A 12,641-nucleotide genomic window follows, 5' to 3' on the forward strand; every position below is an offset into this window, starting at 1 on the left:
CGCCTGGACTACTTGCCTTCCTGCAGGAAAGGCAGCGCCACGCTCACCATGAGCGGGTCGGCGAAGATGTTGTAGTGCGTCAGCCCCGGCAGGATGGCCAGCCGCGACTTCGGGCGCCCCGAGCCGTCCCAGCCAGCGTCCTTCTTGCCGCCGCCGAGCAGGCCGTAGAACTCCACCGCGTGCGAGGGGGGGAACAGGTCCGCGTCCGCGGCCATGACCAGCGTGGGCGCCTGAAGCGCGGAGATCTGCTTGGAGAAGTCGAAGTCCTGCTTCATGGCCGCGCCGATCTTCGTCAGGAGCTTGGGGAAGTCCTGGGGGCGGGGCGCCACGGCGACGTAGCCCTGGTACATGGGCGTCTGCTTCATCATCTCGGCGGCCCCCTCGTTGACCTGCGCCTGCTGGGCGAGGATCTCCGGGTAGAAGGCGTTGCGGCGGAAGGCCGTGGAGACGATGACCAGCTTGTTCACGACCTCCGGGTGGCGAATGCCTACCAGCAGCGCGACGCCACCGCCCAGGGAGTAGCCGAACACGTCGGCCCGCCCCAGCTTGAGGTGCTGGATGAGGGCCGCGACGTCATCCGCCATCAGCTCGACACTGAGCGGCCGGTCGATGTCGGCCGTTCGCCCGTGCCCCTGCAGGTCCACCGCGATGACCTGGTAGTGCTTCGCCAGGGCCTTGAGGTTGTCGCCGAACATCGAGCTCGACCCGAGCCCACCGTGCAGGAGGACCAGGGGTCGGCCCTTGCCATGAATCTCATAGTAGAGCTCGATCCCGTTGACCTTCGCGTAGCTGCCGGGCGCCTTCTGCTTGGGTTGCGCGAAGGCGGAGGCTCCCAGGGCAACGAGTGAGAGGACGACGAACGAGAGGTTCTGGCTCAGCAGGGTCATGGTGGCTCCGAATGAGAGGTGGAACACCCCATGGACGCCCCAGGCCTTCGAAAATCATCGGTCCGTCGATCTCGAGGAACCGCCGCCCCTGGCGCCCGTGCGTCGATGACGCTCAGTGTCTTCTTCCTGATAATCCAGAATTCACTTGATTGGCTGGGTATCCTTGTTGTAGCGAAAGCGCTTTCAACTCGCCCGCCCGACGGGTGGCGGAGCGAGCAAACCCTGGGAGCGCCACGTGAGCCTGGACTTCATGAGAGCGATGCAGAGCAGCCGTTGGTTTCTAGCGCTGGGCCTGGGAGGGCTCTTGCTGGGCGCTCCCGGCTGCGCGCCCGAGAGCGATGGCGCCCTCGACGTGGCTCCCGAGGAGACGGAGTCCGCGAAGCAGCCTCTCGCGGCCCCCATCGGGCAGACGATCTGGCTGAAGTCCTGTCAGACGCAGAAGTTCGTCTCGGCGGATGGAAACCTGGGCGCGACGGCGCCGCTGGTGGCCGACCGGGCCTCGACGCTGGGCTGGGAGCAGTTCCAGATCCAGGACGCGGGCAGCGGCACCATCGCCCTGCGCGTCGCCGAGACAGGCAAGTACATCTCCGCCGACACGAACCTGGGCGGCCAGCTCGTCGGCAACCGGACGACGATCGGCGACTGGGAGCGCTTCACCTGGGTGGACTTCAACAACGGCACCATCGGCCTGATCGCCAAGAGCACCGGCAAGTACGTGTCCACCGACCTGAACCGCGGAGCGAACGCGCCGCTGTACGCGGACCGCGCGACGGCCGGGTGCTGGGAGGCGTTCTCCTGGGGCGCGGTGGGCGCCACCGGCGGCTGGAGGCAGATCTGGAGTGACGAGTTCAACGGCACCAGCCTGGACACCTCCAACTGGAGCATCATCACCGACATCCATGTGAACAACGAGCAGCAGCAGTACACGACGTCGGCCAACAACATCCAGGTGAACAACGGCACGCTGAAGCTCATCGCCCGCCGCGAGTGGAACAACAACTACCCGTTCACCTCGGGCCGCGTGGAGAGCGCGGGCAAGCGCGAGTTCCGTCACGGCGCCATCGAGGCGCGGCTCAAGATGCCCGTGGGGCCGGGCCTGTGGCCGGCGTTCTGGCTGCTGGGCAATGACATCAACTCGGTGGGCTGGCCCGCCTGCGGCGAGCTCGACATCATGGAGAACGTCGGTTACGCCAACTGGACGTCCGGCGCGCTCCATGGCCCGGGCTACTCGGGCAACACGCCCATCAACGGCCAGTTCTCGGTGGACTCCGTCGCCAACTGGCACGTGTACCGCACCGAGTACTCCCCCAACGACATCAAGTGGTTCGTCGATGGGCAGCTGGTGAAGACGACCCTCAAGTCGGACGTCACCCGCTACGGCAACTGGGTGTACGACAAGCCGTACTTCATCATCCTGAACCTGGCCGTGGGCGGTGGCTATCCGTTCGGCATCAACGGCGCGACCACGCCGTACTACGGCGTGCCGCAGTCGACGGCGGACCTCATCGGCCGGACGCCGCAGGTGTTCGAGATCGACTGGGTGCGCGCCTATCAGTGGCAGTAGGAGGGTGGCGCGTCAGCGCCATGGGACGCGGCCTCGGACCGAGTCAGGGCTTCGGAGCCGGGGCCGCCGCATCCTGGCGGTAGATGCGCCCGTCCTTCATCACGAAGAACACCCGCTGCACGGCGGTGATGTCGCGCAGCGGGTCCCCCGGCACGGCGATCACGTCCGCGCGGCGGCCCGCCTCGAGCACGCCCACCTCCGAGCCCAGGCCCAGCAGCTCCGCGTCCACGGTGGTGGCCGTGCGCAGGGCGTCCGCTGGAGACATGCCCAGCTCGACGAAGAGGGCCAGCTGCTCGGCGTTGCGCCCGTGCTTGAAGACGCCTGCATCCGTGCCGAAGCCGATCTTCACCCCGCGCTGGATGGCACGCCGGAACATGTCTCGCCCGGTCTGACCCACCTGCTTCATCTTCTGCAGCACCTTCGGGGGGAACTGGGCCCCGCGCTGGAGCTGCTCCTGCCGGACGCGATCCAGGAAGATCGTGGGCACCAGCACCACGCCCTTCTGCCGCATCAGCGTGAGGGCCTCGTCATCCAGGAAAGTGCCGTGCTCGATGGAGTCCGCGCCGGCGCGGATGGCTCTCTTGGCCCCGGTGTTCCCGTGGGCATGCACCGCCACCTTCCGGCGCAGCGCATGGGCCTCTTCCACCACCGCGTCGAGCTCGGCCTGGGTCAGCTGTGAGGTGTCCACGTCATCGCCGGCGGACAGCACTCCCCCGGTGGCGCACACCTTGATGACGTCCGCCCCGTTCTTCACCACCCAGCGCACGCGCTCGCGCAGCGCATCCGGACCGTCCGCCACGCCCTCGCCTCGGTCCTGCACCAGGACGCCCTCGCGGAAGCCCATGATGTCGCAGTGCCCGCCCGTGGCGCCCAGCTGGGGGCCCGAGGCGATGACGCGTGGGCCCTCGGCGACACCCTTCTGGATGGCTCGGCGCAGGCCGACGTTGATGAAGTACTCGCGCTCATTGCCCACGTCGCGCACGGTGGTGAAGCCGGCACGCAGCGTCCGCCGGGCGCGCTCGGCCGCCTCCAGCGCCAGCTCCGGCACGGTCTTCTGGAGGGCCTCCAGATCGTAGTCCTGGTAGTTGTCCGTGAGCTCGAGCCGCAAGTGCACGTGCGCGTCGATGAGGCCGGGCAGCAGCGTCGCGTCGCCGAGGTCCACCACCTGGGCGTCGGCGGGCGCCGCCGTCTTGGGGCCCACCGCCTCGATGCGCTCGCCGCGCACCAGCACGCGTCCCGGGGTGACGAGGGTGCCGCCGCGGCTGTCGAACATGCGCGCGGCGGTGAGAAGGACCGGGCGTTCAGCGGGAGCAGCAGCGGAGACGACCAGCAGCAGGAGAGCGGACGGAGCGAGCATGGAGGCGGCGCAGTATATGTGATGCTCGAGCCGGCGGAGGGGCGGCCACCGGCACCGGGCGGCGCGCTCACGCCGCCGAGAGCTTCAGGTCCTTGTTGAGCCCGGCGTCGCGGCTCACGCGCCAGATCTTCTGATCCAGGTAGTAGTGGTGCAGGGCGAAGCCCCAGATGAAGCCCGAGGTGAGCTCCCTCAGCGAGAGGTTCGGGCCGAGCATCACCTTCGCGTCGAAGGCGCCGCAGCCGGGGTGGACGCCGAAGCCGCAGCCGAGCGCGCGGTAGAGCAGGGTGAAGGCGATGCCGCAGGCGGCGTAGATGAGGAAGCGCTGGCTGATGCGCGGCGCCAGCCCGAACGCGGCGCGGTCCACGTTGGGGCCGTGGTAGCGGTTGCGGTGATAGAACCAGACGATGCCGTGGTACTGGACGTTGTGGAACGCCGTCACCACCACGGCGACCATGAGGAAGTCCACCCGGCGCGACACGGGAGGGTAGAAGAGGAGCGCCGTCAGCCCGAGCGCCGCCGCCAGCAGCAGCACCTTGGGGGTGTTCACGCCCAGGCCCGCGCGCCACCGCTGGAGCTGCCGCGCGGCGAAGAGCGCCACCACGGCGAGCGTCACGGCCCAGGCGGCGCGGGCCAGGAGCTGCTCCGGCCCCGGGTCCGCGGGCATCCCCAGCATGCGTCGCGCCACCGGGTGGGTGAGCGCGAAGGCGATGAAGGGCGCCAGCAGCCCCACGTACAGCGTGAGGCTGTCCACCCGCCGGTCCACCGGGTGCGTGTCCCCGTTCTTGCGCTGGTAGAGCGTCATCACGCCGTAGTGCTGGCGCACCACGTGCCAGTACGCCCAGAGGCTCGTGAGGGTCAGGAAGAGGTCGAACGGCAGCCGTCGGCCCAGCAGCACGGACACGCCGAAGAAGAGGGGCCCGGCGGCGAACCAGCCGAGGCTGCCCACCAGCAGCCGCGCCCGTGCCGAGCGCTCCCGCCGGTCCAGGTAGGTCCTCGAGAGCGTGGCGAAGATGTGCGGCCCGTCCAGCGCCAGCACCCAGGCCCACCACAGCACGAGCCCGCTCACCCCCACCCAGGCATGCAGGCCCAGCAGCGCCAGGCTCGCGCTCAGCCCTCCCACCGTGGAGAGCAGATCATGCCGGCGATCGACCAACCAGCCGGCACGCACCGGCACTGCGGCACTCAGGGAAGCGGCGTTCATTCCAGGCTCCTGCCTTGCGAGAAGGCGGGGCCAGGATGCCACGGGGGGCGTGGAGCCGCTGGGTGAGGGATGGGCCTACACACTCCCGGCCGAGGTGCGGCCGGGCAGGCAATCGAGCTCAGCCCGCGGCTCCGGGCTCGAAGCGCGCGAGGAAGACCTTGAACTGCAGCGAGACGAAGATCGGCCGCGGCGCCACCAGTCCGACCCGGGCGAACATCGCGAACAGTGCGGCATCGGACTCGATGGGCCGCATCTGCGCGAAGCGCTGACGCAGGTTCTCCAGCTGTTCCTGGGTGACTCCGTACGCCCGCAGCCGCCGGAACTCCACGTTCGTCAGCTCGGGGTCCTTGCCGACACGGCAGCCCAGGACGAGCGGGGCTCCAGGCTTGAGCCGCCGGGTCACCTCTCGCAGCAGCTCGAGGCGGGCCTCCTCGCCCTCCACATGGTGCAGGACGCCCATCATCTGCGCGCCGTCGAACGGAGGGCCAGCAGGCAGGGTGCGCAGCTCGCCCACGTGCAGGTGCGTGCGCGAGAGCATTCCCTCGGCTTCCAGGCGCTGGCGGGCGACGGCGAGCATGGGCTCGGAGGGATCCACGCCCGTGAAGCGCCAGCCTGGCACGTTGAAGCGAGCGTAGGGCATCAGCTCGGCACCCGTGCCCAGTCCCACGTAGAGCAGCGACGCCGAGTCCTGGCCGTCGAGCTGGGCAGTCAGCGCGCTGACGCCGAGCTCATACATCGCCTGGACGCCAGCGAGGTTGATGGACGCCTGGGCGTCGTAGTGGACGGCGCGGTCGGCGCCAAAGCCCTGCACGACGTGGTGGACGGCGTGGGCGGGGTGTTCGTGAGTCATGACGCATCCTCGGGAAGCCCGCGAGAGGCGGGAAGTTCGATTGGAGGATGCGTCGGGCCCTCGATGAATGGCAGAGCGGGGATTCGGGCCGGATCGGCGCAAATTTCGGTCCCGCCCGTCGCCCGAGCCACCCGGCACGAGCGGCCGCGTACCCTTGGAGTGGTATCGATGGGCCTCGGGGGGAGGCCTAGCCTGCCGTCGCATCCAGCCATCGCGTGATTCACACGCCGGGAACTGGAGGCGGGGCACCTATGTCCTCTTCAGAGAGCCGGCTCCTGGACAGACTCCAGATGCCCATGGGCTTCCAGGCCGGACAGCCCTTCGCTCGAGCCGTCTCGGGGCACGGAGCCGGTGCGGACCCGGTCGCTCGGATGAGCGCCACGGAGAAGCTGCGCAAGGTGGTCTGGTACGCCCTCTCCTCGCCGGAGCTCCCCAATGAGGTCAAGCGGGCCCTGGCGGAGCTCTTCAGCCCCCAGAACCTGGCGATTGCCGCGGCAGTGCTGGGCGTCTGGGGCGCCTCGCACTTCTTCGGGGTCGGAGAGGTGGTCGATGTCATCCTGGTCGGGACGGCCTACGCCACGCTGGGCGTCCAGGCCGTGCAGGGGCTCGTGGAGCTCTCGGAGTTTGGCCTCGCGGTCGTCAACGCGAAGTCCGATGCGGACCTGCGCAGGGCGGCGTCCAGCCTGACACGGGCCATCGCCCTGCTGGGCGCGGAGGCGGCACTGGCGCTGTTGACCCGCAAGGCCCGGATCGAGCTGCGCGGCCGCAAGAACGCTCCTTCCTCGCGAGGCCAGGCCCCGACCTCCACCTCGACCCAGCCTCCGCGCTCCTCGAGCGGAGCGGCCCCACGGCCCGTCTCTTCCACGGCCCTGAGAGACAGGGTGATGCCCGTCCACAGGGCGAAGGTCCAGCAGACGCAGCAGGAACTCCAGAGGATCGTCCAGCAGGCCGTTCAGCGGGTCGACTCAGGGCAGGGGCAAGGCAAGTGGGCAAGAAACCTCAGTCGCCTTCCCACGACCGATCCGAAGTACCCGATGTGGAGGGGCAATGCCATCGATCAGGAAGTTCGCACCCTGATCGAACAGGCAAAGCGAGGGCCCAACCCCACCTTGCCGGCGAACCTCAAGACCAACGTCGGTGGACCGTTCGCTCCCGGGCGCCCGGACATCCAGCTCCCGCTCGGTAATGGCCACTACGCGATCTGGGACGTCACGTCCCAGCGGCAGCTCGGGCACGCCGTGAAGTACGTGGACAAGGCGAACAAGACACCGGCAATTTCCTTGGACTACCTTGCAGAGATTACCTACTAGCCAGGCGCGTATGGCATCCACCCGCAAGCAACTCAAGAAGCGATGGGAAGAGCCGCCAGGCCGAGCCATCCTGGAGCGGCTTCACCAGCGGATTCTGGCGCTGGACTCCCCTGACTCTCGCGAGCCCCGTGAGCTCTTCTCCCTGCTCGAGGGACTGCCTTTCCGGGATGAAGTGGCCGGAGGGCGAGACCTGCGCGGCGTCCCGCTCGAGGGCGGCGTGCGCGGAGTGGACTTCTCGGGGTGGGACTTCTCGTACGCGAAGCTGGAGTTCAGCCTGGTGGACTGCGACCTGCGCGGGGCTCGCTTCGATGAGGCCGTGGTCAATGGCTCGATCACGAACGACCTGCGGGGCGCCAGCTTCCGCAAGGCCAACCTCCGGGGCGGCTTCTTCCAGGGCGTGGATGCTCGCAACTGCTGCTTCGATGGGGCGAAGCTCATGAGCGCCGGGTTCCAGGGAGCCAACCTCGAGGGCTCCTCATTCCAGGGAGCCAACTGCAATGGGGCGATCTTCGTCGGCGCCAACCTGGTTGGCTGCAACTTCCAGGGCGCCATCCTCGATGAGGCCTCGCTTCAGGAGGTCCGGCTCGACAAGACGACGGATCTGCGAGGGGCCTCCCTCATCAACCTGTTCAACGAGGACCACCGGGACAACGCCGGCCGGCTCCTCCACGCGGGGACGGACTGGCGCTTGGCGACCTATGACGAGACCACCCGGTCCGGAGAGGACTCCTCGGCTCAGGCGATCGAGGTGCTGGGTGCGCTCGTGAAGCGCTTGGAAGGGGAGCGTGAGCCCCGGGGACAGCGCTTGCTGGAGCTCACGAACCAGCTGCGGGGAGAGCTCCGTCAGCACTACCAGGACAGCTGGTATGAGCAGCTGCTCGCGCGAGTGCCGGCGGACGAGCGCGGCTGGGCGGAGGAGCGAGTGGCCGAGGCTGTTCGCAGCCTCGTGTAGTCCTGCCTGACGGAACGAGGCGGTTCCGCCAGGCAGCCACAGGCTTCGTCGTGGCTGGGGCCCTCAGGGCGCCGCGACGAGAGCCCCTGGGGCGCAGGTCCTGCCTTGCATGCCCCAGAACTCCCGCCCGCCGTCGCGGTTGTTGAGCTGGTCCAGCCAGCCGTCGCCGTTGGTGTCCACGAACCACTCGGAGTTCCCGTTGTAGCCCACGCCCCAGTTGCGCACGCCCCACGGCATGTCCCCCTCGAAGGCACTCCCCGTGGAGCGCATCATCCAGTACTCCCGGGTGCCGTCGGAGTTGTAGAGGTGGTCCACCTTGCCATCTCCATCCACGTCGACGAGCCACTCACCCCGGCCGTCGAAGCCGACGCCGTGCTTCCGCGTGCCCCACCTGCTGTCGGGGTTGAAGCCCTGGCCCGTGCTCGTCATCGCCCAGAGCTCGGGAGTGCCGTCGCGGTTGTAGACGTAGTCCGCCCGGCCATCGCCGCTGACGTCCACCCACCACTGGGACTGGCCGTCGTACCCCACGCCGTGGGTCCGCTCGCGCCACAGCCGGTCCGTGCCGAAGGACGAGCCGGTGCTCACCAGTGCTCTCATCTCCCGCGTGTCGTTCCGGTTGTAGACATAGTCCGCCCGGCCATCGCCGCTGACGTCCACCAGCCACTCGGAGCCTCCCGCGTAGCCCACGCCGTGCGACCGCTCGCCCCAGTTGCTGTCCGTCTTGAAGCCCGCCCCAGTGCTGATCCGGACCCGCAGCTCGCGCGTCCCGTCACGGTTGTACACATGGTCCGCCCGGCCATCCCCGTTCACGTCCGCCAGCCACTCGGAGCGGCCGTCATAGCCGACCCCGTGCGCGCGGGAGCCCCAGGTCTGCTCGGAGGCGAAGCTCGTCCCCGTGCTGAGCAGCACGTGCACCTCGCGCGTCCCGTCGCGGTTGTAGACGTAGTCCGCCCGGCTGTCGCCGTTCACGTCCGCCAGCCACTCGGAGCGGCCGCCGTAGCCGACGCCATGCTCCCGTACTCCCCACAGGCGCTCGGGGCCGAAGCCCGTCGCGGTGCCGGGCAGGACCCGCAGCTCGCGCGTCCCGTCACGGTTGTAGATGTAGTCCGCCCGGCCATCCCCGGTGACGTCCACCATCCACTCGGACTTCCCGTTGTAGCCGACACCATGCGTCCGGGAGCCCTGGTCGGCCTGGTAGGCAAAGCCCTCCCGCGCCGGGAACATCCCATCTCCCGCCGAGGCCTCGGCGTGGACCGTGCCGATGTTGGCCAGGGTGAAGTCCGTCCTCTGGTAGAGCCGCGCGGGGTTCTGCCCGGCCTGGTGCGTCGTGCGGGCGAACAGGAAGCGCACGGGCAGGCTGCTCGCGGAGGGCGACGCGGTGTGCGAGCTCGCGCCAACGCCCTGCAGCGGCAGCGGTGCCGCGAAGCACTGCCGGTGGATGAGGGTGCCCGGCGCATGGAGCGGATCCAGCGCGGCGTAGCCCTCGACACAGGTGCCACCGCCGTTCGGGCGGGTGATGAGCGTCAGATAGAGGGACTGCAGGCTCTCCTGCGCGTCCAGCGAGAGCTCATGGCTCGTGGTGGCTCCGCCCGCGGCGAGCCGATACTGGACCCGGATGGGGTGCTCATCGGCCGGGCGGCAGACCGCGAAGTAGGGTGAGCCGGGCGTGGTGCTCTGTCGCGCCATCAGGCAGCCCTTCGCCCAGGGCTCCACATGGCTGTCGGGGATGGAGACGAAGGCGGACCACGTATGGACGTCGTTCGTCTGCGGCTCGTACAGGAAGGTGAAGCTGTCGGCGGTGCCCGCGATGTCCTGCGAGAGCGCGTTGATATGGAGGAGGGAGGCGCCCTCGTCCGTGCAGGTGCAGTCCGTGGTCATGCACCGGAATGGCCAGCCCAGCAGATTGCTCGTGCGGGCCCAGGCGTCCTGGGAGTCGTTGATCTTGTCCGTGCCGAGGAACTGGACCTGCTTCGCCACGGCTCCGCTCCAGGTGTCCTGATCATTGGCCGTCGTCAGCCGGGTGACGTAGCCGCCGGCGGTGACCTCATCCGCCTGCGACGCGTCCGCCGTGTTGAAGAAGATGCCGCCCGCCGACGCGGGGTTGTCCGGATCGAAGCTGCCGGCGCCCACCTGCCGGAAGGCGAGGCGCTGGGAGGGGTACTTCGCGTCCTGGTAGGCGCTCGCGTTCGCCAGGACCACGAACACGAACTTGCCGCGCAGGCTCGACAGCTCGGGCCACGCGCAAGGCGGGAGCACGCTGCGCGCGAGGTTGCCACCGGCGCTGGGGCATGCGTCGAGCAGATCCTTCGGCTCGAGGATGCGCTCCTTGCCGAGCTTGGACTCCAGCAGCGCGTCGAGCTGGTCCGGCGTGTGGTCCGGCCTGAAGGAGTCCTCATCCTTCAGCTCGAGCCAGACCGTCACCACCTCGTGCTGGGGGAGGGCCTGGGAGAAGGCGGCGAGCCGGTCGAGGCACTCCGAGAGGTGCGCGCAGTTCGTCTCGCGATCACCGTTCGTGTGATAGACGGCCCACTCTCCGGCAGCGACGGGAACTTCGAACCCCGACAAGGGGTCCCTCAGGTAGACGCTGTGGATGTCCAGCTCGATCGAGCGGACGGAGTAGTACAGCAGCTGCTCCACCAGGCTCTCATGGCGCTGGTACGTGTTGTGTGAGTGCTTCTGCTGGACCTGGTTGTAGAGAGGCGCGGCCTGGGCGTTGGTCACCGCGGAGAGCGAGACGGCGGCCAGCAGCGAGAGGAGAAGGTTCTTCATGGCGTCGAGGACCGGGGATACGGCGGGACCATCCCCGCGCGTCACCGGCTCCGAGGAAATGGACGCATGCCACGTGAGGTGTGAAATCCGGCCAGCGCCCCACGGGCAGCTCCGGGCGGCTGGCCTCGGCAAACCTTGCCGGCGGATCCTGCCGGTCCGGCGGTTCTTGCCGGTGAGCTCGGACCGCGCTCCCAGGGGCCTGCTCGGAGCTCCTGGCACCACGGTGGCCACGTCCTTGCAACCCGGTCGCTGAAACCCCCCATGGTTGGAGGCACATATGGTGGACGTAGCTCGCTTCACTCACGGCCCGCGGAGCCGCATGCTCCCTTCCGCATGGTTCCTGGTAGGGATCATCTGTCTGTCGGGGATGTTCGGAGGATGCTCTGAAGGAAACTGTGAGCCCGAGGGAGAGCTCTTCGCCGAGGCCTCCGGGCTCGGGACGATCGCCTTGGACGAAGAGGCGGTCTATTGGACGGCCCGCGCTTCATCTCCCGAGAACCGGGCCGGGCAGGTCTGGAGGAAGGCCAAGAGCGGGGGAGAGCCCGAGCTGCTCTATCAAGGGGAGAGGGATCCGATCTTCGACCTTCCCGTGCTGGCCGTGGACGCCACGCACGTGTACTGGCTGGAGCGCTGTGGCACCCGCTTGGGAGATGTCTGCGCGGAGGTACGCCGGGTCCCCAAGGCCGGAGGGCCGAGCCAGCTCCTGGTGCGAGACGATGTCTACGCGTTCGCCGTGGACGGCGGCAGGCTCTTCTTCTCCACGAGCAAGGAGCGCAACACCGCCCCTGAGGTGCCCACCGCGGGCTCCAAGGGAACCCTGTGGTCGATGCCGAAGGATGGCAGCGGTACGCCCGTGGCGCTGGTGACGGAGCTCGAGAAGCTGCGAGACGTCGCGCTGGATGACACCCACGTCTACTTCGTCGCCGACCGCGGTCTTGAGGAGGGGAGCGAGGGGCGTGAGGCCTGGGTCTCCCGCCTCCCCAAGGCGGGCGGCCCCGTGGAGACCGTGGTGTGGGCCGACGGCTACCCAGGCCACCTCGTGCTCACGGAGCAGGCGATGGTGCTCACCAGCGGCACGGTCCTGTACAGGGCGAACCGGGGCGACGCCATGCCCGTCTTCCTCAAGCAGGTCGAAGGACGCGTGGAGGACTTCGCTGTCTCCGGGGACACCGTGTACTTCGGGGATGAGGGCGACTACGAGGACGCGATGCTGTCCGATGATCCCAAGTATGTCTGCGGCGCCATCCGCTCGATGTCCCTCGAGGAGAAGGTGGTGAAGACCTTCTCGCAGGGGCAGGTCAGGCCCCACTCCCTCATGACGGATGGCACCATGCTCTACTGGGCGAGCGGGAGCACCGACTCCGCGGTGACGACGCTCCGGCGCTCCAGGCTCTGAGAGGAGCTCAGCCTGTATGCTCGGAGGGTGACTGCTCGGGTCCTCCGAGCTCCCACGCTCCGTCGTGCCAGAAGGACTCGGAGAGGATGGTGTCCACCTCGGGGAACGTGGGCCCATCCGACAGCGGCAGCCCGCGCAGCGCCAGGAGCGGGGTGAGCCAGGGATGCGGCAGCGGGCGCGAGGGGGACTCATCCCCCCGCCACTGTACCCAGCACCACCCGGAGCACGTGCGCGAGCGTCTGTGCTCCTCCCCACCAGCCTGCTGCTCCAGGTCCATCCCGAGCAGCCACGCCGGCCTGCGTACCCACTTCGATTCCTGACGCAGCGCGAAAGCGCTTGCGCACGGCGTCAAGAC

General features: G+C 68.7%; 10 protein-coding genes. 4 read left to right on the forward strand and 6 right to left on the reverse strand.

What is annotated here, in order from left to right; all coding sequences use genetic code 11:
* Window positions 1-8 precede the first annotated feature (8 nt).
* Complete coding sequence (locus KY572_RS25045; protein ID WP_224245478.1) at window positions 9-887, reverse strand: alpha/beta fold hydrolase; 879 nt, start codon at window positions 885-887, stop codon at window positions 9-11.
* A gap of 235 nt (window positions 888-1,122) precedes the next feature.
* On the opposite strand from KY572_RS25045, the gene KY572_RS25050 reads away from it, so the two are divergent.
* Window positions 1,123-2,451, forward strand: coding sequence for a family 16 glycosylhydrolase (locus KY572_RS25050; protein WP_224245479.1), 1,329 nt, complete (start codon window positions 1,123-1,125; stop codon window positions 2,449-2,451).
* Between the two features lie 43 nt (window positions 2,452-2,494).
* Here the strand turns inward: KY572_RS25050 and KY572_RS25055 are convergent, their stop codons facing one another.
* The 3 genes from KY572_RS25055 to KY572_RS25065 form a co-directional block, all read right to left on the reverse strand.
* Window positions 2,495-3,808: a metal-dependent hydrolase family protein gene (locus tag KY572_RS25055; protein ID WP_224245480.1), complete on the reverse strand. Its 1,314-nt coding sequence runs from the start codon at window positions 3,806-3,808 to the stop codon at window positions 2,495-2,497.
* Between the two features lie 67 nt (window positions 3,809-3,875).
* Complete coding sequence (locus tag KY572_RS25060) at window positions 3,876-5,009, reverse strand: hypothetical protein (RefSeq protein WP_224245481.1); 1,134 nt, start codon at window positions 5,007-5,009, stop codon at window positions 3,876-3,878.
* Between the two features lie 118 nt (window positions 5,010-5,127).
* Window positions 5,128-5,859 (reverse strand): class I SAM-dependent methyltransferase, encoded by a 732-nt coding sequence (locus KY572_RS25065; protein ID WP_224245482.1) that lies wholly within the window; start codon window positions 5,857-5,859, stop codon window positions 5,128-5,130.
* Between the two features lie 251 nt (window positions 5,860-6,110).
* Here KY572_RS25065 and KY572_RS25070 point away from each other — a divergent pair, with 251 nt between their 5' ends.
* Window positions 6,111-7,169, forward strand: a complete 1,059-nt coding sequence (locus KY572_RS25070; RefSeq protein ID WP_224245483.1) for a hypothetical protein — start codon at window positions 6,111-6,113, stop codon at window positions 7,167-7,169.
* 10 nt (window positions 7,170-7,179) lie between these two features.
* Entirely contained in the window at window positions 7,180-8,121 is a 942-nt protein-coding gene (locus KY572_RS25075; protein WP_224245484.1) for a pentapeptide repeat-containing protein, read from the forward strand.
* A gap of 63 nt (window positions 8,122-8,184) precedes the next feature.
* On the opposite strand, the gene KY572_RS25080 is transcribed toward KY572_RS25075, so the two are convergent.
* Window positions 8,185-10,890 carry a Ca2+-dependent phosphoinositide-specific phospholipase C gene (locus KY572_RS25080; RefSeq protein WP_224245485.1) on the reverse strand — a complete coding sequence of 902 codons (2,706 nt, stop codon included), beginning with the start codon at window positions 10,888-10,890 and terminating at the stop codon, window positions 8,185-8,187.
* Between the two features lie 319 nt (window positions 10,891-11,209).
* Between KY572_RS25080 and KY572_RS25085 the strand changes: the two genes are divergently transcribed.
* Window positions 11,210-12,286 (forward strand): TolB-like translocation protein, encoded by a 1,077-nt coding sequence (locus tag KY572_RS25085; protein ID WP_224245486.1) that lies wholly within the window; start codon window positions 11,210-11,212, stop codon window positions 12,284-12,286.
* Window positions 12,287-12,293: 7 nt separating this feature from the next.
* Here the strand turns inward: KY572_RS25085 and KY572_RS25090 are convergent, their stop codons facing one another.
* Window positions 12,294-12,638: a hypothetical protein gene (locus KY572_RS25090; RefSeq protein ID WP_224245487.1), complete on the reverse strand. Its 345-nt coding sequence runs from the start codon at window positions 12,636-12,638 to the stop codon at window positions 12,294-12,296.
* Window positions 12,639-12,641 lie beyond the last annotated feature (3 nt).

The organism is Hyalangium gracile (genome assembly GCF_020103725.1).
Lineage (GTDB): Bacteria > Myxococcota > Myxococcia > Myxococcales > Myxococcaceae > Hyalangium > Hyalangium gracile.